This is a genomic window from Streptomyces sp. HUAS ZL42, from assembly GCF_040782645.1.
Taxonomy (GTDB): Bacteria; Actinomycetota; Actinomycetes; order Streptomycetales; family Streptomycetaceae; genus Streptomyces.
The window spans coordinates 4,001,447-4,026,355 of sequence record NZ_CP160403.1; the positions used below are offsets into that span (position 1 = coordinate 4,001,447).

A 24,909-nucleotide genomic window follows, 5' to 3' on the forward strand; every position below is an offset into this window, starting at 1 on the left:
GCTCACCGGTCAGGGCGTGCCCGGCGACCCCGGCGGCTCCGCCGGTTCCTGCGCAGTGGACGACACCTCCTTGAGGGCTGCCCAGCGGGCCTCGCGGGAGGCTTCGTGCCAGGGCGGGTAGGCGCCTTCGCCGAGGTATCCGTATGTGATCTCCTCGCCGTAGGGGACGTGTGCGGCTTCCGGCGCGGCAGGGGTCGAGGCGTCCAGGGACGTTGAGGTCTGCGTGCCCTCGAAGCTCTTCGCGTCCTCGAAGCTCTTCGCGCCCTGGAAGGTCCTCGTACTCGCGGAGGTCCTCGTACTCGCGGAGGTCCTCGTACTCGTGGAGGTCCTCGTGCTCGTGGAGGTCCTCGTGCTCGTGGAGGTCCTCGTGTCCGCGGAGTCCCCGGTCCGGGAAAGCCAGCCGAGGGCCACCCGGAACCGGCGGCGCCCGACCGGGGCCGTCCGCAGCCCTCGTCCGCGGCAGCGCCAGGCCCGCCCCACCCATGCCGTCGGCACCGCCACCGCCACCATCCACGCCAGTGCCGCCGCACCCACCTGCCACCACACCGGCCCGAAGCGGGTGAGCGCCGAGACGCCCAGCGGTCCGCCCGCCGACGCGGCCAGCACCGCCAGCGCGCCCGCCGACAGGGCTGCCGCCCAACCGGCGCCCACCGCGGTCCGTCCCCAGGACCAGACCACAGCGGAATCCGCGTCGCCCCCTCCGCTCCGCTCGACCGCCGCCCGCGCCGTGAACCACCCCACGCTCACCCCGGCCAGGACCGGCACCGCTCCGGCCGCCCAGTTCAGCGGCGTACCGGTCCCCGCGTCCGGCACCGCCGCCAGCAACGGGAACGGCGGCAGGAGCGGGGCGGGGTCGGACGACAGGGGGCTCACCACATGGCCGGCGCCCAGCGCGAAACCCGGGCCGAGCGCATACGCCGCACCCCACACCGCCGCGTTCGGCAGCAGCGCCAGACACAGCAGCAGGACCGCGAAACGGCCCGACATCCCCTCCGTGAGCTGCAGGAACGACCCGCGGGCCGCCCCGCCGTGCCACACCAACGACACCGCCGACAGCAACGCCCCGCCCCCGACGAGCACCGCGACCCCCGTCCCCGCGGCCCGCGCGGCCGCGACCGAACGGTCCCGCGTGTCCTGCCCGAGCAGAGGCCGCCGTACCCGGGCCGGAAGCGCGACCACCCCGCTGTCCACGGGGTCGCGGGGACGGCCGCATGCCGTCCACACCCCCGCCCCCGCCGCCACCCCGACGACCAGGGGGAGGCACACGCCCGCCCACGCCCACGACGGCCGCAGCTCGCCGCCCGCCGCATAAAGAGTGACGGCCACGCCCACGGCGAGATAACCGAGAACGAGGCCCGCCCACACCGTACGGCCGTCCACCGCGGGTTCGTCCTGCGCGGGTTCGTCCCCCACCGGTGCGTCCCCCGCCGGCTCGCCCCCGGCCATCGCGTCCCGCGCCGCCCGGTGCACCAGCCAGACCGGCAGCACGACCAGCAGCAACGGCGTGACGCCCACCGGAGCGGGGACGCCGGAAAGCGTGTCGGTGCGGACCAGCTCCACCCCGTGCGCCAGCAGCCACAGCGCGGCGGCGACATGGAGCGCGCCGCCGGGTCCACTGTCCGGATACGGGGAGCTGATCCACATCACCATCACCAGCACGGCGAACGAGGCGAGCCCCAGCCCCGCCGCGACCACGCCGCCCAGGAGTCCCGCGGCCAGTCCGGGCGACGGGCCGCGCGTCCGGGCGAGCAGGGGCGGCAACGGCGGTCGGCGGTCGGGCATCTGCGTCACGCCGTCATGCTCCCAATGACACCCACTTTCTCCACGCAACAGGCGAACCCTCGAAGTGTCACCCAATATATGTTCATGTACTTTTTCGTACGGAAGGGTGACCCATGACGCACAGTCATGCCATGCCGCTCCCCCCGCCCGAGGAACGTCGACGCCTGCGCGAAGCGGGCTCACTGACCCAGGCTCAGGTGGCGGCAAGGCTGGGCGTCACCCTGGAGACGGTGCGATCGTGGGAGTCCGGCCGCACGACGCCGCGGGGCCGGAGACGGGACGCGTACGCGAAGCTGCTGGCCGCACTGGCCGCCCCCGTCTGCCTGACGCCCGCTCAGGCCTTCGACGCCCTGTACGCGTTCTGCGCCCCCGCCCTCGTACGGCAGACCTACCTGCTCACCGGCCGGCGCGAACTCGCCCGCGAGTCGGTCGAGGGGGCCTTCCAACTCGCCTGGCAGCGCTGGCCCGAGGTGGCCCGCGACCCGGACCCCGCGGGCTGGGTGCGGGCGGCGGCATACGAGTACGCCCTCGCCCCCTGGCACCGCTTCCGCCCCCGCTACCGGCACCCGGAACCACCTCCGGCGGACGCGAGCGACCGCGCGCTGATGGACGTACTCCTGACACTGCCGCCGTCGTACCGCCGCGCGCTCCTCCTGTACGACGGGGTCGGGCTCGACCTGCCGGAGACGGCGGCCGAGACGCAGGCGAGCACACCGGCGGCCGCGAACCGCGTGCTGCACGCGCGCGAGGCCGTAGCCGCGCGTCTCCCGCAACTGTCCGACCCGTCGGAACTCCACCGCCGTCTGATCGAAGTGGCCTCCGTGGAACGGCTGCGGGCCGCCGGACCGACGAGCGTGCGGACGGAGGGCGAGCGCAGGGCGAGCTTCTGGACCCGGGCCGCCATCGCCTTCACGGTCGCCCTGATCGGAACGACGGCCCTCACGCTCCTGACGGCGCCGACACATTACGAGCCGCCGGTGCCGCCGGGGGCAGCGGTGCAGGGCGTGCCGCCGAGGGTGGCGCCGGGACCGCTGTCGGTCGCGGAACTGAAGCTACGCAAGAAGCTGAGGTCGGAGGGCGCGCACGGCCCGGAGAGACTGGTGCCGCAGTCGCGCTAGCGACGACTGCGAAAACGCCGCGGGCCCGCCCCCACCGAAGGGAACGGGCCCACAAGCGCTCAGCCAAGCAGCTCAGCCGGCCAGCAGCTCACGCGCCAGCTTCGCCGTCTCGGTGGGCGTCTTGCCCACCTTGACGCCGGCGGCCTCGAGGGCCTCCTTCTTCGCCGCGGCCGTGCCGGACGAACCGGAGACGATGGCGCCGGCGTGACCCATGGTCTTGCCCTCCGGCGCGGTGAAGCCCGCGACATAGCCGACGACCGGCTTCTTCACGTTCTCCTTGATGAACGCGGCGGCCCGCTCCTCCGCGTCGCCACCGATCTCACCGATCATCACGATCAGGTCGGTGTCGGGGTCGGCCTCGAACGCGGCCAGAGCGTCGATGTGGGTGGTGCCGATGACCGGGTCACCGCCGATGCCCACGGCCGACGAGAAGCCGATGTCACGCAGCTCGTACATCATCTGGTACGTCAGCGTGCCGGACTTCGAGACCAGGCCGATACGGCCCGGCTTGGTGATGTCACCGGGGATGATGCCGGCGTTCGACTGCCCGGGGCTGATCAGACCCGGGCAGTTCGGGCCGATGATCCGGGTCTTGTTGCCCTTGGCCACGGCGTACGCGTAGAACGCGGCCGAGTCGTGGACGGCGATGCCCTCGGTGATGACGACCGCGAGCGGGATCTCGGCGTCGATGGCCTCGACCACGGCGGCCTTCGCGAAGGCCGGCGGCACGAAGAGGACGGATACGTTCGCGCCCGTCTTCTCCATCGCCTCGGCGACCGTGCCGAAGACCGGGATCTCGTTGCCGTCGATGTCGACCGACGTGCCCGCCTTGCGGGGGTTCACGCCACCGACGATGTTCGTGCCGTCGGCCAGCATGAGCTTGGTGTGCTTCATGCCCGTGGCACCGGTCATGCCCTGGACGATGACCTTGGAGTCCTTGTTGAGGAAGATAGCCATGGCTGTCTGAGTCCCTCTTCCCTTACTTCGCAGCCGCGAGCTCGGCGGCCTTGTCGGCCGCGCCGTCCATGGTGTCCACGCGCTGCACGAGCGGGTGGTTGGCGTCGGAGAGGATCTGACGACCCAGCTCGGCGTTGTTGCCGTCCAGACGCACGACCAGCGGCTTGGTGACCTCCTCGCCGCGGTCCTCCAGGAGCTTCAGCGCCTGGACGATGCCGTTGGCGACCTCGTCGCACGCGGTGATGCCGCCGAAGACGTTGACGAACACGGACTTGACGTCCGGGTCGCCGAGGATGATCTCCAGGCCGTTCGCCATGACGGCCGCGGAGGCGCCACCGCCGATGTCGAGGAAGTTGGCGGGCTTCACGCCACCGTGCGCCTCACCGGCGTACGCGACGACGTCCAGGGTGCTCATGACGAGACCCGCGCCGTTGCCGATGATGCCGACCTCACCGTCGAGCTTGACGTAGTTGAGGTTCTTCGCCTTGGCGGCTGCCTCGAGCGGGTTGGCCGACTCCTTGTCCTGGAGGGCCTCGTGCTCCGGCTGACGGAACTCGGCGTTCTCGTCCAGGGAGACCTTGCCGTCCAGGGCGATGACCTCACCGGAGGCGACCTTGGCCAGCGGGTTGACCTCGACGAGGAGCGCGTCCTCGGCGATGAAGGTCTTCCACAGGGTGACCAGGACGTTCGCGACCTTGTCGGCGACCTCGGCCGGGAAGTTCGCGGCCTCGACGATCTCGCGGGCCTTCTCGGGGGTCACACCCTCGTTGGCGTCGATCGGCGTCTTGGCGACGGCCTCCGGACGGGTGGCCGCCACCTCCTCGATCTCCATGCCGCCCTCGACGGAGGCGATGGAGAGGAAGGTGCGGTTGGCACGGTCGAGGAGGAAGGAGACGTAGTACTCCTCGATGATCTCCGGAGCGGTCTCGGCGATCATCACCTTGTGGACCGTGTGGCCCTTGATGTCCATGCCGAGGATGTCCGTCGCGCGGGCGACGGCCTCGTCCGGGGTCGCGGCCAGCTTGACGCCGCCGGCCTTGCCACGGCCACCGACCTTCACCTGAGCCTTCACGACGGACTTGCCACCGAGGCGCTCGGTGGCTGCGCGGGCCGCCTCAGGCGTGTCGATGACTTCACCGGCCAGCACCGGTACATCGTGCTTGGCGAAGAGGTCCCTCGCCTGGTACTCGAACAGGTCCACGCGCTTCCGTCCCTATCAGTGATCTCGCGGTTCGTTGGATGCGTGGGCGTGCCGCGAAGGGCAACGTGACGACCGCATGTGTCACAAGGGATGCGCACACGGTGTCCGAGCGCGCGGCATGTCCGTCTCGCAGGTTATCGCTGCTTGCGGGGGGCCTCTAAATCGCGGGTCACACCTGAGCGGTGATACCTGTCACATGATGCCGCGCTCACTGGCACGGCGTGCCGATTGTGAGGCTCGGGGAGGTACCGGGGCCGGATACGGGGAAGGGCCTCACCGGGCTGGGGTTGACCCGGTGAGGCCCCTTGAGCAGCCCCGAAGTGGCACGCATCGGTCCGCGCCCAGGGGCTCTGGGCGGTTGATCCCCACCCCAATGGGGATCACCCCGCCCTTCCGCGGGGTGTCGGGCGGACGGACCGACGGCTTTCGGCCGTCCGGGTCCCTCGGCCCCGCGGGGTCGGTCGTGAGGCGAAGCGGTGAGATGCCTCGGATTCAGATGCTGTAGGTGCTGCCGTAGGCACCCTGCACGCCCTGGACGTAGTCCGGGGTGATCGACTCGCCGACGCCCGCGATGCCGGTGACTGCGTGACCGGCCAGCGGGCCCGCGGTGGCCTGGACGGTGCCGGTCAGGTCCTGCGCGAAGGGCGCGGCCTGGCCGGCGACGCCGTGCGCGAAGGGGTCGACCTGGCCGGCCACGCCGCCCGCGAAGGACTGCACGTCCGCCGCGACGCCGTGGGCCAGCGCCGTGGCGCCGCCGGCGACACCCTGGACGACGGGGCTGACGGTCTCGGTGACGGTCCCGACGACACCGCCCGCGAAGGGTGTGACGTCGCCCGCGACCCCGTACGCCAGACCGGCCGCGTGACCGGCCACGCCCTGCGCCAGCGGCGCCACGTCGCCGGCCACGCCGCCCGCGAAGGGCTGGACGTCGCCCGCGACGCCGTACGCCAGGGCGCCCGCGTCCGCGACGGCCTGCCCGGCGACCGGCATCACGCCGTGCACGGCGGTGTACGCGACCGGCGGCAGTGCGGCGGCGGTGGCGTCTTCGGTGGCCTGGCCGACCAGGCCGGTGGCGTACGGCGGCACGTCGGCGACGACCCCGTCGGCCACCGGACGCACGTCGGCGACCGCCCCGGCGGCGACGGGCTGCACGCCCGAGACCACGCCCCCGGCGACTCCCTGCACTCCGGAGACGGCGCCGGTGGCGACCGGGCGCACGCCCTCCACCGCACCGGTGGCGACGGGCCGGACGTCGGCGGCGACGCCGTACGCCAGGGCGGTCGCGGCGTCGACGGCGTATCCCGCGGTGTGTGCGACACCGAATGCGGCGTCGGTGGCGACCGGGGTGACCCCGGCGACCGCCCCGGAGGCGACCGGCGCCACCCCGTACGCCGCGTCCGTGGCGACGGGCGCGACCCCGGCGACGGCGTGCTGGGCGACCGGCACCACGCCCGCCACCGCCTGGCCTGCGACCGGCCGGACCCCGTCCACGGCGGCTGCCGCCACGGGCGGCACGGCCGCTGCCGCCGTCTGCCCGACGACCGGCGTGACCGTCCCGGGGACGCTCGTGACCGTGCCGACGACATGCTGCTTGACGCCGTCGGCCGTGCCGGTGACGTGACCGGGGACGGCGGAGACGGTGGCCTTGGCGGCGGTCGTCGCGGTGGCCGCGGTGGCCTCGGCGAGCGTGGTCGCGCCGGCCGTGCGGGCCTGCGCGCCGGTCACCGCGGCCTGTGCGGTACCGTTCGCGCCCGCCGCGGTACGGCCCGCGCCCGCGACCGTCTGCCGCGCCTTCGTCCGTACGACCCCGTCGACGCCCTGCGCCTGCGTACGGGCCGCCGACTGGGCACCCGCGAGCTTCGTCTGGGCGGCGGCCAGCGCCTCCTCCAGCTCGGGGGCGAAGGCGGAGAGAGGGCCGAAGAGGTAGTCGATGCCGTGCTGGGGGGTGGTGGGGGTGGTGTCGGACACCACGTCGGCCGCCTTTTCCTGGACCGTCGTGGCCTTGGCCTGCGCGGCACGGGCGGCCTGGGCGCCCTTGATGGCCTGCGCGCCCCGCACCTTGGCGTCGACGTAGCGGCGCCCCTGGTCGGCGGTGGGGGCGGACTTCTGCTTGGCCTTCGCCGCGGTGCCGGTGGCCGTCGACGTCGCCTTCCCGGCCGTGTCCTCGACCGTCGAGGCCGCGCCGTCGACGGTCGTACCGCCGGTGACGCCGGAGACGGTGTCCTGGACGCCGGAGACGACGCCGTCGACCGTGTCCGTCAGCGCACCGGCGGTGCCGTCGGCGTCGCCGGTCGGGTCCGAGACGGACAGGGATGAGGCGGGCAGTTCGTCGGCGCTGGCGACTGTGGAGCCGAGCGCCCATGCGCCGGTCACTCCGGCGGCGATGACGATGGAGCGACGGATGTTCTTGTTCACGTGCGTCAGATCCTTAGGGGTTCCGAGACGCCGGGAGCGTTGAGGATCCGGGCGTCGGAAGCACGAGATCAGCGGCCGGGCCGGGGAGATCGATGAGATCGGTGGCCATCGGCTCGGGTCTCGCACCTGGGACTGGGGACATGGCGGCGCCGGATCCGGTCGAGGTCCGAGGGCTGGGGACCAGCGGACCGGGAAGGGGCACCTGCTTCCGTCCGGAGATCGGAGGGGGTCCGGACGGGCGGGCAGACCTGTTCCGCCCCCGCGCGGCAGGTCTACGGCGGGGGGACGGCCTGCCCTAGGCGGGGAAGACGGGGATGTCCCGGTACCTGTCCCGGGCCCCGGCCGCATGGGCACACGCAGCCGTGCCGCGGACGCTTCGCAGCGGCACCTGGTGGTTCGACGTGACGGCGTGCGCGTCACTGTGCCGCGACGCACCGCCGTCCAGTGCGGACTGGGAGCCCAGAACGCCGTTGAAGTCGTGGGAGGGGGCCCGGTGGGCGGGTGCCTGGCCGGGCTGTGTGGTGCGGTGGCCACCGGCTTGCGCCGACACGGCCGCCGTCGCGATGCCGGGGCTCGGCCCGTACGTGATGTCCACCGGTGCGTCGACAGGACGGTGGGAGTGGGCCCCGTCGGACGGCGAAGCGTGCGCCGCCGATGGCGGCGCGGCGGCTACCGGCGCAGGCGGGATCTGGCCCGGAAGCGACGGCAGGGCGGGCAGCGGCGGAAGGCCGGGCAGGCTCGGCAGTACAGGAAGCGCCGGCAGCTCCACCTGAACCTGTGTCAGTCCCCCGGTCACCCGTTCCACCGCGTCACCGACCCGCCGCAGCACACGATCGTCCACGGAACGGACCACCTGACCGGTGACCGGGCGGAGGACCTGGCCGCTGGAGGAGTGCACGGGCCCAGTGCTCGAACCGCTGTGCCGTTCCTCGGCCCTGTCGTTCGCCGGAGCCGTCGGCCGGGGAGGGGACGCCGTGCGGGACCGCGGCGAGGTGGACCCGGTCGGGGCATCCACCAGCCGCTCGATCCCGCCCCTCACCGACGACCGCACCTCCTCCGCCGAAGCGGTGGGCACGACCCCCGTCGAGGTCACGGTCGGCACGCCCTCCGCCGCATGCGCCTGCTCCCCGCAGAGGAAGCCGAGTGCGAACAACCCGCCCACCAGCAGCACCACTTGGAGCGCACGGCGCCCGGCCGCCGTGCGCAGCACGCGCAGGGCGGCACAGGACAGTGCTGCTGGCCAGGTCAAGAGGGGAAGGGTCCTCCCGTGCGGCGGAACGGACTTGGGATCGACGAGATGTCGATCCTCGCACGGGGATCGGGAGGTTGCGCAAGCCCTCCGTTACCGATGGGTAGTCATGTCCGTTTTGCTGGCGGTATCCGGTCGTCACCGGGTCGACAAATCGCCACCGAACCGCCCGGGTTCCCAGTCGTCACGCGGTCTCCGGTATCGGCAGCGGGCGCTTCTCGATCGCCGCCGCCATCACCTCCGGAAACAGGTCCGGCGTGCAGGCGAAGGCCGGTGCGCCCAGTGCCGCGAGCGCGGCCGCGTGCTCCCGGTCGTAGGCGGGCGCCCCCTCGTCGGACAGCGCGAGCAGCGTCACGAACTGCACCCCCGACGCCTTCATCGCGGAGACCCGCTTGAGCATCTCGTTCCGTATCCCCCCTTCGTAGAGGTCGCTGATCAGCACGACGATCGTCTCCGCGGGCCGGGTGATCTGCGACTGGCAGTACGCGAGGGCGCGGTTGATGTCCGTACCGCCGCCGAGCTGTGTCCCGAAGAGGACGTCGACGGGGTCGTCGAGCTGGTCGGTGAGGTCAACGACCGCGGTGTCGAAGACGACGAGTCGCGTGGAGATCGTCCGCATGGACGACAGCACCGCTCCGAACACGGACGCGTAGACGACCGATGCCGCCATCGATCCCGACTGATCTATACAGAGGACGACCTCCTTCTTCATGGACTGGGACGCCCGCCCGTACCCGACCAGCCGTTCCGGCACGATCGTTCGGTACTCGGGCAGGTAGTGCTTGAGGTTGGCCGCGATCGTGCGGTTCCAGTCGATGTCGTGGTGGCGGGGCCGGTTGACGCGCGCGCTGCGGTCGAGGGCGCCGGTGAGGGTGGCCCGGGTGCGGGTGGCGAGCCGCTTCTCCAGGTCCTCGACGACCTTGCGCACGACGGCCCGTGCCGTCTCCTTCGTCGTCTCCGGCATCGCCTTGTTGAGGGAGAGCAGTGTGCCGACGAGGTGCACGTCGGCCTCCACCGCCTCCAGCATCTCCGGCTCGAGGAGGAGTGTGGACAGCCCGAGCCGGTCGATGGCGTCGCGCTGCATGACCTGCACGACGGAGGAGGGGAAGTACGTCCGGATGTCCCCGAGCCACCGCGCCACGGCCGGCGCCGACGCCCCGAGCCCCGCCGAACGGTCCCGTCCCGTCCGCGGTTTGTCCCCCTTCCCGTAGAGCGCGGACAGCGCCCCGTCCATAGCGGCGTCCTGCCCGGAGAGCGCGCATCCGGTACCGTCCGCCGCGTCGCCACCGAGCACGAGCCGCCAGCGCCGCAACCGCTCCTGCGCCGGTTCCGTCACCTCGCTCGTCATCCGCGCGCCCCCGCACGAGGCCTTTCCCAGAGCGGGATCACCGGCACGGTCGTCGTCGGACGGTGTTCCGCTCGGCGCCTCTGCTCCTCTCTGACGGCGTTCACCGCATCGCCCCTCTTGCGCGGCCTTCTCATTCCGTCGGTCGTCATACCGCCACCCCCGCAAGGTTGTTGTCGTGGTCGGCTTCCTCTTCCGCCCCGTCCAGGCCCAGCAGCAGCCGCACCACCGACACCACGGCCTGCGCCCGCCCGATGTCGAGGCCGGCGGCGAAGCCGGGTATCCCGGTCCCGGCCCCCACGGCGCTCCCCCGCTCTCCGGGCCCGCGCCGCACGAGTTCGCCGAGTGTTCTGCGCACCCCCGGCTCGTACGCCGAGAACGTCCGCCGCAGCAGTGGCAGCACGTCCGTGAACGCCTCCGCCGGGACCCCCGTCAGCCAGGCGTCGACCAGGCCCAGCAGCCGCTCGTCGTGCACGAGCAGCATCCCGCCCCCGGAGCCGCCCCCGACGAAGCCCTCGATCCACGCCGCCGCGTCCCCCGGCGGGGTGCCCGGCGACAGGGCGAGCCCCATGAGCCGTGCCGCCTCGTCCTGTGCCAGCTCCCCGTCGTCCAGCAGGATGCGCACGGCCCGCCCACGGATGACGCCGGGCACCGTGTCCCTGGCGGACAGCGCCCGCAGCACCGCACGCCAGCGTCCGCGCAGGTCGTCGTGGACCGGCGTGGGAGCGTCGCCGAGCAGCCCCACCGCCGCGTGCACCGCGTCCACATGGCGGCGCATCTCCTCGGCCGCGTCCGCGTCCAGCGAGGCACAGGCCGGAGGCAGTCCGACGAAGACCCGCTCGGCGAGTCCCGCGGCGACCTCCGCGAGCGCCCCTGTGTCAGTGCCTCGCACGTCGCCGTAGCGCAGGGAGCGCACCAGGGCGGGCAGGGCCTGGGCGAGGTGGCCGACGTCCGCGTCGAGGGCGGCTCGATCGGCGAGCACCTGCATCACCGCAGGGAGCGCGTCCGGCAGTTCGGCGAGCAGGCAGCGCTCGGCGAGCGTGGTGACGTCGACGAGGCCCGGCGCGGTGACGGCGTCCGCCTCCGCCTTGGCGGTCGCGGCGGAGAGGACGGTCGTCCCCCACACCCCGGCCTCGGCGACCCGCACGGACAGCTCGGGCTCCCAGCGCAGCCGCCACGTCTCCCGGAACGTGCCCGTACTGCCCCGCGAGACGGCCGGCTCTCCCCAGTCGACGCCCAGCAGCCGGAGTCGATGCAGCAGCCGACTGCGCCCGGCGTCGGTCTCCTTGCGCAGGTCGAGCTCCAACTCCCGCTCGAGCGCCTCCGGTCTGAGCCGCAACCGGCGCTGCGCACGGTCCAGGTCCCGCTGCAACGGCACCGCGGGCGCCGTCGCGGGCACCTCCCCCAGCACGTCGCCCACGACCAGCCGGTCGCGCACCAGCGCCAGCGGCACGTCGGAGCCCTCGCACATCACCGCCCGCACGGCGTCGGTCGTCTCGCTCAGCCCGGGCAGCGGACGGCCCCGCACCGCGGCGAGTGTCCCGGCCAGCCGCACCGCCTCGATGACATGCGCCGAGGAGACGATCCGGTCCTCCTCACGCAACAGCCCCGCCACCCTGGTCAGCCACCGCTCGACGGGTCGGTCCGGCGCGGCGAACAGGTGCCCGTACCAGCCGGGCGAGTCGATACCCGCCCCGTACCCACTGGCCCGGGCCAGACGGCGGTACGTCCACGGCACCCACGTCATCTCCGCCTTGACCTTCGGCAGCCCCTTCAGCAGCTCCCGGTCGGCGGCGACGGCGGCCTTCCTCCGCAGCGCGGGCACGTGCCAGGCCCCGCAGACGACGGCCACGCCGTCCCCGAACTCCCTCTGTGCGGCCCGCATCTGGAGCCGCATGTACGCCTCCCGTACGAGATCCCGGTCGTGGCCCCCGCTGCCGTACGCCTCCCGCAGCGCCTCCATGGCCTCCTCGATCGCGGCGAAGGGCGCGAACGCGTCCCTCTCCCCCGCCTCTTGGTGTTCGACCACGTCCTCCCACCACCGCTCGGGATCGTCGTAACCGGCGGTCCCGGCGAGCACGGCGAGCGGATCGACACGGACATCGACGTCGGCGGCACGCTGCTGGTCTCCGTTCGGCGGCTCGGCTTCCTCGCCGGCAGAGCTGTCGGAGCCCTTCTCGTCGTCCCCTCTCCACGCCAGCGTGTGCGTGGCCGGCAGGTCGATGAAGCGGGCCGGGACGCCGTGCTCCAGGGCCCACCGGATCGCGACCCACTCCGGGGAGAACTCGGCCAGCGGCCAGAACGCCGACCGGCCGGGCTCGTCCACGGCATGGGCGAGGAGGGCGACCGGCGGCCGCATGTCCTCGTCGGCGGCCAGCGGGATCAGCGCGTCGGCCTCGGGCGGGCCCTCGATCAACACGACCCGCGGGCCGGCCGCGTCCAGCGCCGCCCGCACGGCACGCGCCGAACCAGGCCCGTGATGCCGAACCCCGAGAAGCCATGGCCCCGCGGCGGGCGGCTTGCCCCCGGTCGCGTCGGTGTCGGTCATCCCGTGCCCCTTCGCCCGCGGGTCCATGACGAGTCGTCGCGTGCCCGTCCGGTGCCGTTCACGCGCTCACCTCCCGGCAGGCCCGGTAGAAGTCCTTCCAGCCGTCGCGCTCGCGGACCACCGCCTCCAGGTACTCCTGCCAGATGACCCGGTCGGCCGCCGGATCCCGGACCACCGCGCCCAGGATTCCCGCGGCCACGTCGCCGGCCCGCAGCACCCCGTCCCCGAAGTGGGCGGCCAGCGCGAGTCCGCTGGTGACGACGGAGATCGCCTCCGCCGTCGACAAGGTGCCGCTCGGCGACTTCAGCTTCGTACGGCCGTCGGAGGTGGCCCCGTCGCGCAGTTCCCGGAAGACGGTCACGACGCGGCGGATCTCGTCGATGCCGTCGGGCGTGGCCGGCAGGTCGAGGGAGCGGCCGATCTGGTCGACGCGCCGCGAGACGATGTCGACCTCGGCCTCCACGCTCTCCGGCAGCGGCAGCACGACCGTGTTGAAGCGGCGGCGCAGCGCGCTGGACAGGTCGTTGACCCCGCGGTCGCGGTCGTTGGCCGTGGCGATGAGATTGAAGCCGCGGACGGCCTGCACCTCCTGCCCCAGCTCCGGTATCGGCAGTGTCTTCTCCGACAGGATGGTGATGAGCGTGTCCTGCACGTCCGCCGGGATACGGGTCAGCTCCTCGACGCGCGCGGTCATGCCCTCCGCCATGGCCCGCATGACCGGGCTGGGTACGAGGGCGTCGCGGCTGGGGCCGTGCGCGAGCAGCTGCGCGTAGTTCCAGCCGTACCTGATCGCCTCCTCCGGTGTGCCCGCCGTGCCCTGCACCAGCAGCGTGGAGTCGCCGCTGACCGCCGCGGCCAGGTGCTCGGACACCCAGGTCTTGGCGGTGCCGGGCACGCCGAGCAGGAGCAGGGCGCGGTCGGTGGCGAGGGTGGTGACGGCGACCTCGACGATGCGGCGCGGGCCCACGTACTTCGGTGTGATCACCGTGCCGTCCGGCAGCGTGCCGCCGAGCAGATAGGTGGCGACGGCCCACGGCGACAGCTTCCAGCGGGCCGGCCGCGGTCGGTCGTCCTGCGCGGCCAGCGCGGCGAGTTCACCGGCGAACGCGTCCTCGGCGTGCGGACGCAACGCCTCGGTCGACTGCTTCTCACTCGGTTCCACGAACGTCGGGTCGACGGACACAGACATGGCTGAGGCCCCCTCCAGCTCGGCCGGTTCGGATCTGGTTCCACCGTGCACCACGCCACTGACAATGCGATCCGACCTGCGAAAACGCCCTCGCGGCCGGCTTTGCGGCCGAGTTCGTGGGGCCGATTGTCAGTGGTGGGATCTACCTTCGACGGCATGACTCAGCAGGGGGTGCGCTGGACCGCGGACCAGGTGCTGGCACTGGCGCCTGACGCCGCGTCACGCAAAGCGGGAAGCAAACTCGGCGCGGCAGGACCGTGGTCCGAGGCGGGCAGTTCTGACGAGGGGACGGTGTGGGGGCTGTGCAAGGGCAGTGGCAGCAAGCCGTATCAGACGGTCGTCGACGTCGCGGACGCCTCCGGCCCCGCGTACAAGTGCAGTTGTCCGAGCCGCAAGTTCCCGTGCAAGCACGCCCTCGGCCTGCTGCTGCTCTGGGCCGGTGGAGAGGGGTCGGTGCCGAGGGGCGGCCAGGCGCCGGACTGGGCCGAGCAGTGGACAGCGGGGCGGCGCAGGCGCGCGCAGGAGAAACGGGCGGAGACCCCGGCGGGTTCCGCGTCCGGGTCGGCTGATCCGGAGGCGGCCCGGCGCCGGGCGGAGCGCCGGGCCGAGCGGATCACCACGGGGGCGACGGAGCTCGAGGAGCGGCTGACCGACCTCCTGCGCGCCGGTCTGGCCACGGCCGAACAGGCGGGGTACGGCTTGTGGGAGGAGACGGCGGCCCGCATGGTCGACGCCCAGGCTCCCGGACTGGCCGCGCGTGTCCGGGAACTGGGGGCCATCCCGGCGTCGGGGCCCGGCTGGCCGGTGCGCCTGCTGGAGGAGTGTGCGCTGCTGCACCTCCTCGACCGGGGCTGGCTGCGCCGCGAACGGCTGCCCGGCGGTCTGGCGGCGACGGTCCGTTCCCGCATCGGCCTGCCGGGCACGGCGGACGGCCCGCCGGTGCGCGACAACTGGCTGGTCCTCGCCCAGTACGACACGGCGGACCCGAAACTGACGACACGCCGCATCTGGCTGTACGGCACCGAGTCCCACCGCACGGCCCTGCTCCTGTCCTACGGCGCCGCCGGCCGGCCCCCCGAGCTCACACTGCCGGTCGGCCTGGCCCTGGACGCGGAGCTGTCCGCCTATCCGGGTGCCGGGCAGCAGCGAGCGGCCCTCGGCGAACAGTTCGCCCCGCCCGCACCTGCGGCGACACGGCCGCCAGGACTCACGACGGCCCAGGCCGTCGCCCGCTACGGCGCCGCCCTCCGGGACGACCCCTGGCTGGAGTCGGTCCCGGTGACGCTGGACCGGGTGATACCGACCCCGGACGGCGACCGCTGGCAGCTGGCGGAGGCCGAGGAGGACACAGCGCTCCCGCTCGCCCCGGCCGTCCTCACCCGCCCCGGTCTGTGGCGCCTGATCGCCCTCTCCGGGGGCGCCCCTGTCAAGGTCTTCGGAGAGTGCGGCCACCGCGGTTTCACCCCGCTCACGGCCTGGCCGGAGGGGGCGGGAGAGGCGGTGCGGCTGTGCTGAGCCCGACGGCACGGAATCCAAGGAAAGGAACCTCATGAACGGGACGTCCACTCCGGTGGATTCCGCGCGCTGGGAGGACCTGGTCACCACGGCACTCCTCGGCACCGACCGCCGCACGCCCGCGGGCAGCGAACCCGGCCGGGAGGCACCCCTGGCGCTGCTGGACGCGGCGGCCGTGGAAACCGTACGGCGAAGGGCCGGGCTGCGTCCTGCGCCGGCGGCCCGTCGCCCGGAGCCGGCCCCCGACGATCCGCGTCCGGCGCTGCCCGCCGCGGCGGCCCGCCGGCTCGCGATGCTGCTGGCCGACCGCCCCGGTGCGGCGGGCGGCGGCCGCAGAGGCACGGCACCGGACCTCATGGAGCTGCTGCCCCAGTGGCTCGCGACGGCCAACGCCCGCGGTTTCGCCGCGCCTGCGCAGACACTGCCCGCGCTTCTGGACGCGGCCCGCGGCCGTACGGATCTGCGGCCGGCGGCGCTGACCTTCGCCGGGCCACGTGCGCTGTGGCTCGCCCGGCTGAACCCGGACTGGCGGTTCGCCCTGCGCTCCACACCGGGTGGGGGCGCGGCGCTGCCGGGTCCGCAGGAGACGGAGAGGGTCCAGCAGCTGTGGCAGGAGGGGCTGTTCGCCGAGCGGGTCGCGCTCCTCGCGGCGATACGGGCACGCGAGCCCGCGGTGGCACGCGAGTTGCTCGCGACGACGTGGGCGACGGAACGGGCCGAGGACCGGCTGATGTTCCTCGACTCGCTGCGCACGGGCCTCGGACCGCAGGACGAACCCTTCCTGGAGCAGGCCCTGAGCGACCGCAGCCGCAACGTACGGGCCACGGCGGCGGAGTTGCTCTCGGCGCTGCCGGACTCGGCGCTCGCCTCCCGCATGGCGGCCCGCGCCGGGGCGTGCGTGGCCGTCGACCACACCCGGGAAACGCCGACGATCACGGTCGAGGCGCCGCACGAGTGCGATGCGGGTATGGAGCGCGACGGGGTGGCGCCCAAGGCACCGGCGGGGCGGGGCGAACGGTCGTGGTGGCTCGGGCAGTTGGTGGAGGCGGCACCGCTCGGCAGCTGGGCCGGACGGCTCGGCGGACGTACGCCCGAGGAGATCGTCGCGATGCCGGTGGCCGACGACTGGCAGGGGGAACTGCACGCGGCGTGGTGCCGGGCGGCGGTGCGACAGCGGGACCCGGCGTGGTCCCGGGCGCTCCTCGGCTCGCCCTCCGCACCCGAGGCCGGCGGGCCGGGCGCGGTGTCCCTGGCGGAGCGGGCCAAGCTGCTGGGCACGCTGCGTTCCGCCGAACGGGCCGAGTGGGTGGCCGGGTTCATCGGCACGCATGGTCTGTCCGAGGCGTTTCAGCTGCTCGGGGTGTGCGCGGTGCCGTGGGTTGCGCCGCTTGGGCGGGCGGTGGTCGATGCGCTCAATATCGCTCGGGACGCGGGGAGTTATCCGTGGAGCTTCAGTGGGGTGATGGGGCTGGCCGAGCGATGCCTCGATCCGCGTGAGGCGAGCCGTCTCGACGGGTTGCTGGCAGTGCCGGACGAGACGGAGGATGCGGCGCCGGGGGCCGGGGGTTACTGGGCGGAGGCATTTCAGCGGCTGGTCACCACGTTGCGTCTGCGGGCGGTGATGGCTGAGGAGTTGGGGGTGGGGTAGGGGGCGAACCGACCGCTGGTTGAGCGGTGCGCCTGGGTTGGTGCGGGCAGGAGGTGGGTCACGCAGCCCGGCGCTCACGGGGTGCCGCCCGCGCCCACCTGTACCGCCTCAGGCGGCACGCATGCCCGCGGACCAACGCGGTGGTTGAGCGCCGCCGCGCGCCCGCGGCTTGCGGTGGCGGCTGCCGAGCGCCGATCGGCGGGTCTCAGCCCGTCCGGCGTTTGAGGACGAGGCCGTTCGGGCCGAACGGGGGTCTGGGGCCGGAGCCCCAGGGGCGGTCACCCCGACCGCCCCGCCGCACGATCCGCTCAACCGCCGGAGGCTGCCGGCTGGCGTACGTTCGCTCGTACCCACTCCACGATCGATGCCGTGGTCGCCCCGGGTGTGAAGATCTCGGCTACGCCCTTCTCCTTCAGCGGCGCAATGTCCGCCTCCGGGATGATTCCGCCACCGAAGACCAGAATGTCCTCCGCGTCCCGCTCCTTGAGGAGGGCGATGACCGCGGCGAAGAGCGTGTTGTGCGCCCCGGACAGGATGGACAGGCCGATCGCGTCGGCGTCCTCCTGGATCGCGGTGTCGACGATCTGCTCGGGGGTCTGGTGAAGCCCGGTGTAGATGACCTCCATACCGGCGTCGCGCAGCGCCCGCGCGATCACCTTGGCCCCACGATCGTGGCCGTCGAGTCCCGGCTTGGCCACCACCACGCGGATCGGACCGGCTGCCACACCCATCACTGCCTCCATGAAGCGACTACGTCCATCCTCTACGGCACGGACACCCCGTGCCACTGCGCGCGGGGAAGTGAACGAACGTTATCGCCAGCATCCCGCAACCGGCAGTTTCACGGTGCAGACCGAGGGGGAAATCACACGGTGGGACACGTTCACCGCGCGTGATCCGAGTCTCCTCGGGCTCCGAGGAGGGAACACGCGCAACGGGAGCCGCAACGTACGAAGGACACGTAGGGCAGGTACGGCACGACAGCGGGGAGCCTCGTCGCCAGACCGGCAGGGGAGCCTCGCCACGCCGACGGCGTCACAAATGTCACATGCCGCGCTTGCCCCACGGCGCCCGCTCGAGGCTTATCGTCGCGACTTCCCCACGAGGGCACACGGGGGACAAGGCCGTCCTCCGGCGTGCCGACAGGAGGTCGGCCATGAAGGTCACCTGGGCGCTGCAGCCCTTTCTTCCGCTCTGTCAGCGTCTGCTGCCGAGCAGACTGACGGGTCTCTCCGTGGCCCTCCTGAAGGCGACCGCCCTGGAGATCGCGATCCTCGCGGGACATCTCCTTCTCTATCCCTCCGGCATCGCGCAGGAACGCCGCACCCGGACCATCCCCGACCTGCCCGCGCAGGGCATCCCGGACACGGCCCAGTTGCCTGCCCAGGTCCGGCCGCCGGTCGTTCTGCTGCACGGTTTCATCGACAACCGGTCCGTGTTCGTCCTGCTGCGCCGCAGTCTCGCCCAGCACGGCAGGCAGCAGATCGAGTCGCTCAACTACTCACCCCTCACCTGCGACATACGCACCGCGGCCGAACTGCTCGGCCGGCACATAGAGGAGATCTGCGAGCGCACGGGGAGCAGTGAGGTGGACGTCGTCGGGCACAGCCTCGGCGGACTGATCGCGCGGTACTACGTGCAGCGGCTGGGCGGCGACCTCCGCGTCCGCACGCTCGTCACGCTGGGCACCCCGCACTCCGGAACCCGGGTCGTCCCGATGGCGAACGCACACCCCATAGTGCGCCAGATGCGCCCCGGTTCGGAGGTGATCGAGGAGCTGACCCGCCCCGCACCTGGCTGCCGTACGCAGTTCGTCAGCTTCTGGAGCGACCTCGACCATCTGATGGACCCGCTGGAGACCGCCTGCATCGACCACCCCGACCTGCTCGTGCAGAACGTACGGGTCAGCGGTGTCGGCCATCTGGCCCTGCCCGTGCACCCCGCCGTGGCGACCGGGATACGGCAGGCCCTCGACAACACGACGGACAGCGCCCGGGCGGCAGCTCACTCCAACGGCCTGACGGTGGCGTAGGAAGACACTTCGACAACTCGCGCCGCACAGCCGGTCAACAGCCCTCCGGCAGCCGGTCGACATCGAACACTCTTCGAACACAAAGCCAAACCCGTGCCCGCACTCCCCCGAAACACGGCCGAATGCCCGTTTCCTGCGCGCCCGAAACCTGCTGAAGATTGTCGCGCCCGCATACCGCCGGGTACAGTCACCGCACTGCTCTGGCAGCCCCTGTCGTCGAGGCGAAAGAGAAGTTGGTGAACGACCGTCACCCGTCGGGGACCCTGCCCACCCCGGCTCCGGCTTCCGATGCCGCCTCGGCGCCCTACGCGTCGTACGGCACCCAGGAAGCCCAGTACGGCGACTTCACCACATACGGCGGCTACGACGCGACCGGTTTCGAGACCGGTGGCCACGCCACCTCGACCTTCCACTCGGACCCCCTCTTCGGCAGTCTCCCGGGCGAGAACACAGGCGCGTACGACTCCACCCAGTGGTCCACGGGCAGCCACCACACCCTGAACTACGACGTGTACGCGGCCCAGCACCACGCCGCCTACGACACCGGCGTGTACGAGACGACGGCCTGGGCGACCGGCCACCAGCCGCTGACCGCCGTCCCGTCGCAGGCCACGGGCCACGAGACCTCCGGCTGGGGGTCCCCCCTCTGGGAGAGGGACGCGAGCGCCTGGCTCCAGCCCGACCAGTCCGCCGGCCCCGCCGACCAGACCCAGCAGTGGGACTGGGGCACGCAGACCTTCGACACCGGGGCGTACGACGCCACGCAGTGGAACTCCGACGGCGGCAGTACACCGACGACGGACGCCTACGAGACGACCGCGGACACCTACGAACCGTCGGCGGAATCCTTCGAGCAGCAGGCGAACGCCGACTTCGACCAGGCCGAGCAGGTCGCCTACGACGAACCCGTCCAGGACGAAGGCGAGTTGACCGCCACCGGCGAGATGCCCGCGGCCGCCCCGCTCCTCGACGACCAGGAAGAGGCGGCCCCCGCCCGGGTTCCGGCCCCGCGCACGGGCTCGCGCGGCGCGAACCGGTCCCGCCGCCGTACGCCCCCCAAGCGCTCGGCGCTGCTGACCATCGCCGTGCCCTCGGCCTGTGTGATGGGTGTCGCGGGAATCGCCGCGGCGTCCGTCGGCACGCTGACCGGCGACAAGGACAGCTCGGCGACCGCGTCGGACGCGCAGGCGGTGAAACCGTCCGCCGCCAACAACAAGCTGGACAGCCAGCTCAAGAGCCTCTCCGCGGAGGCCGACGACTTCGCCGACCGGGCCAGCCGTACGCAGGAGCGCATCGACCTCAAGGCCCAGCAGGAGGCCGAGAAGAAGAAGGCTGCGGCGGAGGCGGCCCGTAAGGAACGTCTGCGCCCGAAGTACGCGCTGCCGGTCAAGCAGCACGGGCTCAGCGCCTACTACGGCCAGGCCGGAATCAACTGGATGTCCGTGCACACGGGCATCGACTTCCCGGTCTCGTACGGCACCACGGTGATGGCCGCGACCGACGGCACCGTCCGGACGCAGTGGAACAGCGCCTACGGCAACATGATGATCGTGACGGCGAAGGACGGTACGGAGACGTGGTACTGCCACCTCTCCAGCTACCGGGTCGCCTCCGGTACGACGGTGAAGGCCGGACAGCCGATCGCGTACTCCGGCAATTCCGGCAACTCGACCGGTCCGCACCTGCACTTCGAGGTGAGGCCGGGCGGCGGCTCGGCCATAGACCCGCTTCCGTGGCTGCGCAGCCACGGACTCGACCCGACGTAAGCGGCTTCCCTGTGAGCCCCCGCTCTTGGAACGGGGGCTCGTTTCGTGCGTCTAGAGCTTCTCCACCGGCGCGTACCGCAGCAGCAGCCTCTTCGGCTTCGCGTCCCCGAAGTCGATCGTCGCCTCCGCGTTCGCGCCCGTGCCCTTCACCGCCACGACGGTGCCGAGCCCGAACTGGTCGTGCGTCACCCGGTCACCGACTGCCAGCGAAACCACCGGCTTGTCCGAGGCCCTGCTCGTCGCGAAGCCGGACGCGCCGGAGGCCGACGAGCGTGAACGGGACGACGACAGCGAGGCCGCCACCGCGGACGCCGGACCGGAGGACACGGGCGACACCGCCCCCGTCCGCTTCCAGTCCACGTGCGCGGCCGGGATCTCCTCCAGGAAGCGGGAGGGCGGGTTGTACGACGGCTGCCCCCAGGCACTCCGCAGCGACGACCGTGTCAGATACAGCCGTTCACGCGCGCGCGTGATGCCGACGTACGCGAGGCGGCGCTCCTCCTCCAGCTCCTTTGTCTGGCCGAGGGAGCGCATGTGCGGGAAGACGCCGTCCTCCATGCCGGTCAGGAAGACGACCGGGAACTCCAGGCCCTTGGCGGTGTGGAGGGTCATCAGGGTGATGACTCCGGAGCCGTCCTCGTCCTCGTCGGGGATCTGGTCGGAGTCGGCGACCAGGGCCACCTGCTCCAGGAAGTCGGACAGGGCCACCGACTCGCCTTCCCCGCGCTCCTGCTCGAACTCCAGGGCGACGGCGGCGAGTTCCTGGAGGTTCTCGATGCGCGTCTCGTCCTGCGGGTCGGTGGAGGCCTGCAACTCGGCCAGGTAGCCGGTGCGTTCGAGAACCGCTTCCAGGACGGTCGCCGGACCCGCGCCGGACTCGACGATCGTACGGAGGTCCTCCATCAGCGTGTTGAACCGCTTCACGGCGTTCGTGGAGCGCGACGCCATGCCGTACGCCTCGTCCACGCGGCGCAGCGCCTGCGGGAAGCTGATCTTCTCGCGCTGGGCGAGGGCGTCGATCATCGCCTCCGCGCGGTCGCCGATGCCCCGCTTGGGCACGTTGAGGATGCGGCGCAGCGGGACCGAGTCCTCCGGGTTGGCCAGGACGCGCAGGTACGCAAGGACGTCCCGGACCTCCTTGCGCTCGTAGAAGCGGACGCCGCCGACGACCTTGTACGGCAGGCCGACGCGGATGAAGACCTCTTCGAAGACACGGGACTGGGCGTTCGTGCGGTAGAAGACGGCGACGTCGCCCGCCTTCGCCTCGCCCTCGTCGGTCAGGCGGTCTATCTCGTCGGCGACGAACTGCGCCTCGTCGTGCTCCGTGTCGGCGACATAGCCGGTGATGCGCGCGCCCGCGCCCGCGTTGGTCCACAGGTTCTTGGGGCGGCGGGACTCGTTGCGCTCGATGACCGCGTTGGCCGCGCTGAGGATCGTCTGGGTGGAGCGGTAGTTCTGCTCCAGCAGGATCGTCGTCGCGTCCGGGTAGTCCTCCTCGAACTGGAGGATGTTGCGGATGGTCGCGCCGCGGAAGGCGTAGATCGACTGGTCGGCGTCGCCCACGACGCACAGTTCGGCGGGCGGGACGTCGTACTCGCTGGGGGGTACGTCGACGGGGTGCTCCGAGGTGCCGACGAGTTCGCGGACGAGGGCGTACTGGGCGTGGTTGGTGTCCTGGTACTCGTCGACGAGAACGTGGCGGAAGCGGCGGCGGTAGTGCTCGGCGACGTCCGGGAAGGCGCGCAGCAGGTTGACCGTCGTCATGATCAGATCGTCGAAGTCGAGGGCGTTCGCCTCGCGCAGCCGCGACTGGTACAGGGCGTAGGCCTGGGCGAGGGTCTTCTCGAAGCCGTCGGCGGCCTGGGCGGCGAAGTCCTCCTCGTCGATCAGCTCGTTCTTCAGGTTGGAGATCTTGGCGCTGAAGGACTTCGGCGGGTAGCGCTTGGGGTCGAGGTCCAGGTCGCGGCAGACCAGGGCCATCAGACGCTTGCTGTCGGCGGCGTCGTAGATCGAGAACGACGACGTGAAGCCGAGCTTCTTGCTCTCCCGGCGCAGGATGCGCACGCACGCGCTGTGGAAGGTCATCACCCACATCGCGTTCGCGCGCGGGCCGACGAGGTGCTCGACGCGCTCCTTCATCTCGCCCGCGGCCTTGTTGGTGAAGGTGATCGCGAGGATCTGGCCCGGGTGCACATTGCGCTCGGCCAGCAGGTGGGCGATGCGGTGGGTGAGCACACGGGTCTTGCCCGAGCCGGCGCCGGCCACGATGAGCAGCGGGGTGCCGGAGTGGACGACGGCGGCGCGCTGGTTTTCGTTCAGCCCCTCCAGGAGCGCGGCCGCGTCGATGGCCGGGCGCGGGGCGCCGTCGCGGTAGTAGGCGTCCCGGTCCGGGGGCACGTCGAACTTCCCGCCGAACAGATCGTCCGGAACCGGCTCCGGAGCGTGATCGTCCTCGGGCGGCGGCGGGGGTTCCTCCTCGTGCCCGCGGGGGGCTCGGAGGTCCGCCAGGAAGCTGTCGTCAAAGAGGCTGCTCATCGCCTTCCGAGTCTAGGGCGCCCCACCGACAGCCCGCCGCCGCCCTGGGAATCCGGCGAAATCCAGGTCCTCAGAAGCCGAGGATCTTCCAGAGCTGGCCGCCCGGCGTCTTCTTGCCCTCCAGGAGCGTCCCGTCACGGTCGGCGACCGACCAGGCCGAGACGTATACCTTCCCGTCGTGCGGGTCGACGGCAAGGCCCGCCGGGAACGGCACCTTCACGTTCGTGCGTTTGCCGTGCGAGACCTTGGTCACCAGGCCGGCCGTGAGCTGGCTGACGTACAGGTCGCCATGCTTGTTGACGGCGACGCCCGTGACGGGGCCGAAGCCGGACTTCCAGCCGAGGATCCTGCCCGTCCTGGGGTCGACCTTCCAGACTCGGGCGGTCGGCTTCTCGGTGAAGCCGTTCAGCTCGCCGACGTAGAGGTTGCCGTCGGGACCGAGCGCGAGCGACGTGGGCACGGACTCGTGCCTGTCGTGGTCGGGGAAGACCGTGAAGGGGCGGGCCTTGCCCTTCGGGGAGACGACGACCAGGTCGTTGCCTGCCGCGTCCGCGACGATCTTGCGGCCGTCGGGGAGGGCGAGGACGGCGTACGGGTTGGACTCGACGGCCGTCTTGTGGGGGTTGTACTTGAACTCGACCGCGGAGACGTCGGCGGCGATCCTCGCCTTGCCGGGCGAGACGCACAGCAGCTTGCCGAGCGTGTTCCAGGGTGGGGTCGTGGGGACGCCGGCCTCCGGCGGGGCGTAGGTCTCGACGCCCCAGAGGCTGCCGTTGAGGGCGGAGACGCCGTCCACGCCCGTGGCGAAGCCGCCGTCCGGAGCGGCGCCCGAGGGCAGTCCCTGCACCACCCGGTAGTGCTTCCACGCGCCCTGGTCCCAGAAGACCTTGGTCACCGCGGAGGTGAGCCCTATGCAGGTCTCGCCCTCGGGGCCCTCTCCGATGCACCTCTTGCCGCCGCGCCCGGCCTCGGCGACGTACAGATGGCCGTTGTCGTACGAGATCTGGCGCGGGTTGTCGAGGCCCTTCACGATCACGCGGATCTCCGGCTTGCCGCCGGAGTGGCCTCCGGTGGCGCCCGCGGGCGCGATGCCCGCGGTGGCGGCGAGTGCGACTCCTGTGGCGACGACGAGTGCCTTGCGCTTCCTCATGGCATGCCCCTCTCACCCGCCACGGCACCCGACCGTGGCTGGCTGGAAGTTAGCGCTCCGAAGCGGGCGGACGGCGCCACTCCGGTCAAAATACGCATAAGTCACCGCAGATCACTCCGGATTGACCACGGAAAGCAAAGCCCTGGGTCGAGGTCACGAAAATGTATCGGGCATATCGCACTTCAAACTTCACAGGGGCCACACGAGTTGGCTACCGTGCCGGGCAGGCCGTACGACCTCCACCGGCGAACCTCGCCGGGCCGCACGGCCTCCGTCGAATCCGGTGCGCCCCGTGGCGGCCGGAGCCGGGGACCCAACCGAGACCTTGGGGTGAATCGGCCGCACTTCCCTCGGGGGAAGGCCGTAGGGCAACCCTTCCGAACCACCCGCCCGAACCCGACAGCTAACCCGGTAGGCGGAACATGGAAGGAGTCGCCTCCCTTGGCGTCGCAGCACCGC

General features: G+C 72.2%; 16 protein-coding genes and 1 riboswitch. Of the genes, 5 read left to right on the top strand and 11 right to left on the bottom strand.

Translation table 11 applies throughout. The features are described 5' to 3' along the window. Positions 1-9 precede the first annotated feature (9 nt). Positions 10-1,782: a DUF6350 family protein gene (locus ABZO29_RS18155; RefSeq protein ID WP_367326173.1), complete on the bottom strand. Its 1,773-nt coding sequence runs from the start codon at positions 1,780-1,782 to the stop codon at positions 10-12. Positions 1,783-1,895: 113 nt separating this feature from the next. Between ABZO29_RS18155 and ABZO29_RS18160 the strand changes: the two genes are divergently transcribed. Next, on the top strand, positions 1,896-2,900 hold the full coding sequence (locus ABZO29_RS18160) for a sigma factor-like helix-turn-helix DNA-binding protein (RefSeq protein WP_367321251.1): 1,005 nt from the start codon (positions 1,896-1,898) through the stop codon (positions 2,898-2,900). Positions 2,901-2,972: 72 nt separating this feature from the next. Here ABZO29_RS18160 and sucD read toward each other — a convergent pair whose 3' ends face one another. From sucD to ABZO29_RS18195, 7 genes are all read right to left on the bottom strand, one after another. Continuing rightward, the gene (sucD, locus tag ABZO29_RS18165) at positions 2,973-3,857 is read right to left on the bottom strand and encodes a succinate--CoA ligase subunit alpha (protein ID WP_367321252.1); all 885 of its coding nucleotides are present in this window, start codon (positions 3,855-3,857) and stop codon (positions 2,973-2,975) included. A 22-nt stretch (positions 3,858-3,879) separates the two neighbouring features. Next, the gene (gene sucC, locus ABZO29_RS18170; protein ID WP_367321253.1) at positions 3,880-5,058 is read right to left on the bottom strand and encodes an ADP-forming succinate--CoA ligase subunit beta; all 1,179 of its coding nucleotides are present in this window, start codon (positions 5,056-5,058) and stop codon (positions 3,880-3,882) included. Between the two features lie 492 nt (positions 5,059-5,550). Beyond that, a complete protein-coding gene (locus tag ABZO29_RS18175; RefSeq protein ID WP_367321254.1) occupies positions 5,551-7,473 on the bottom strand; it encodes a hypothetical protein in 1,923 nt (640 codons plus the stop codon). A 295-nt stretch (positions 7,474-7,768) separates the two neighbouring features. Beyond that, complete coding sequence (locus ABZO29_RS18180) at positions 7,769-8,722, bottom strand: hypothetical protein (RefSeq protein WP_367321255.1); 954 nt, start codon at positions 8,720-8,722, stop codon at positions 7,769-7,771. 184 nt (positions 8,723-8,906) lie between these two features. After that, positions 8,907-10,070 (bottom strand): VWA domain-containing protein, encoded by a 1,164-nt coding sequence (locus tag ABZO29_RS18185; RefSeq protein WP_367321256.1) that lies wholly within the window; start codon positions 10,068-10,070, stop codon positions 8,907-8,909. Positions 10,071-10,215: 145 nt separating this feature from the next. After that, complete coding sequence (locus ABZO29_RS18190; protein ID WP_367321257.1) at positions 10,216-12,615, bottom strand: DUF5682 family protein; 2,400 nt, start codon at positions 12,613-12,615, stop codon at positions 10,216-10,218. 58 nt (positions 12,616-12,673) lie between these two features. Continuing rightward, entirely contained in the window at positions 12,674-13,804 is a 1,131-nt protein-coding gene (locus tag ABZO29_RS18195) for an AAA family ATPase (protein ID WP_367321258.1), read from the bottom strand. A 156-nt stretch (positions 13,805-13,960) separates the two neighbouring features. On the opposite strand from ABZO29_RS18195, the gene ABZO29_RS18200 reads away from it, so the two are divergent. Together ABZO29_RS18200 and ABZO29_RS18205 are read left to right on the top strand one after the other, a co-directional pair. After that, the gene (locus ABZO29_RS18200) at positions 13,961-15,319 is read left to right on the top strand and encodes an SWIM zinc finger family protein (RefSeq protein WP_367321259.1); all 1,359 of its coding nucleotides are present in this window, start codon (positions 13,961-13,963) and stop codon (positions 15,317-15,319) included. Positions 15,320-15,353: 34 nt separating this feature from the next. After that, on the top strand, positions 15,354-16,967 hold the full coding sequence (locus ABZO29_RS18205) for a DUF5691 domain-containing protein (RefSeq protein ID WP_367321260.1): 1,614 nt from the start codon (positions 15,354-15,356) through the stop codon (positions 16,965-16,967). Between the two features lie 308 nt (positions 16,968-17,275). On the opposite strand, the gene ABZO29_RS18210 is transcribed toward ABZO29_RS18205, so the two are convergent. Beyond that, positions 17,276-17,698 carry a cobalamin B12-binding domain-containing protein gene (locus ABZO29_RS18210; RefSeq protein WP_367321261.1) on the bottom strand — a complete coding sequence of 141 codons (423 nt, stop codon included), beginning with the start codon at positions 17,696-17,698 and terminating at the stop codon, positions 17,276-17,278. A 425-nt stretch (positions 17,699-18,123) separates the two neighbouring features. Here ABZO29_RS18210 and ABZO29_RS18215 point away from each other — a divergent pair, with 425 nt between their 5' ends. Together ABZO29_RS18215 and ABZO29_RS18220 are read left to right on the top strand one after the other, a co-directional pair. Then, the gene (locus tag ABZO29_RS18215; protein ID WP_367321262.1) at positions 18,124-18,999 is read left to right on the top strand and encodes an esterase/lipase family protein; all 876 of its coding nucleotides are present in this window, start codon (positions 18,124-18,126) and stop codon (positions 18,997-18,999) included. 236 nt (positions 19,000-19,235) lie between these two features. Next, positions 19,236-20,765: a M23 family metallopeptidase gene (locus ABZO29_RS18220; protein WP_367321263.1), complete on the top strand. Its 1,530-nt coding sequence runs from the start codon at positions 19,236-19,238 to the stop codon at positions 20,763-20,765. 51 nt (positions 20,766-20,816) lie between these two features. Here the strand turns inward: ABZO29_RS18220 and pcrA are convergent, their stop codons facing one another. Further along, the gene (gene pcrA / locus ABZO29_RS18225) at positions 20,817-23,300 is read right to left on the bottom strand and encodes a DNA helicase PcrA (protein ID WP_367321264.1); all 2,484 of its coding nucleotides are present in this window, start codon (positions 23,298-23,300) and stop codon (positions 20,817-20,819) included. A gap of 70 nt (positions 23,301-23,370) precedes the next feature. Beyond that, complete coding sequence (locus ABZO29_RS18230; protein ID WP_367321265.1) at positions 23,371-24,450, bottom strand: ScyD/ScyE family protein; 1,080 nt, start codon at positions 24,448-24,450, stop codon at positions 23,371-23,373. A gap of 262 nt (positions 24,451-24,712) precedes the next feature. Further along, a riboswitch (cyclic di-AMP (ydaO/yuaA leader) is annotated at positions 24,713-24,883 on the top strand. Positions 24,884-24,909 lie beyond the last annotated feature (26 nt).

Excerpts from the sequence above, each read along its gene's own strand:
- ABZO29_RS18155 (WP_367326173.1), bottom strand. The coding sequence starts at position 1,782 with ATGCCCGACCGCCGACCGCCGTTGCCGCCCCTGCTCGCCCGGACGCGC.
- ABZO29_RS18160 (WP_367321251.1), top strand. The coding sequence starts at position 1,896 with ATGACGCACAGTCATGCCATGCCGCTCCCCCCGCCCGAGGAACGTCGA.
- sucD (WP_367321252.1), bottom strand. The coding sequence starts at position 3,857 with ATGGCTATCTTCCTCAACAAGGACTCCAAGGTCATCGTCCAGGGCATG.
- ABZO29_RS18185 (WP_367321256.1), bottom strand. The coding sequence starts at position 10,070 with ATGACGAGCGAGGTGACGGAACCGGCGCAGGAGCGGTTGCGGCGCTGG.
- ABZO29_RS18190 (WP_367321257.1), bottom strand. The coding sequence starts at position 12,615 with ATGACCGACACCGACGCGACCGGGGGCAAGCCGCCCGCCGCGGGGCCA.
- ABZO29_RS18195 (WP_367321258.1), bottom strand. The coding sequence starts at position 13,804 with ATGTCTGTGTCCGTCGACCCGACGTTCGTGGAACCGAGTGAGAAGCAG.
- ABZO29_RS18200 (WP_367321259.1), top strand. The coding sequence starts at position 13,961 with ATGACTCAGCAGGGGGTGCGCTGGACCGCGGACCAGGTGCTGGCACTG.
- ABZO29_RS18205 (WP_367321260.1), top strand. The coding sequence starts at position 15,354 with ATGAACGGGACGTCCACTCCGGTGGATTCCGCGCGCTGGGAGGACCTG.
- ABZO29_RS18210 (WP_367321261.1), bottom strand. The coding sequence starts at position 17,698 with ATGGGTGTGGCAGCCGGTCCGATCCGCGTGGTGGTGGCCAAGCCGGGA.
- ABZO29_RS18215 (WP_367321262.1), top strand. The coding sequence starts at position 18,124 with ATGAAGGTCACCTGGGCGCTGCAGCCCTTTCTTCCGCTCTGTCAGCGT.
- pcrA (WP_367321264.1), bottom strand. The coding sequence starts at position 23,300 with ATGAGCAGCCTCTTTGACGACAGCTTCCTGGCGGACCTCCGAGCCCCC.
- ABZO29_RS18230 (WP_367321265.1), bottom strand. The coding sequence starts at position 24,450 with ATGAGGAAGCGCAAGGCACTCGTCGTCGCCACAGGAGTCGCACTCGCC.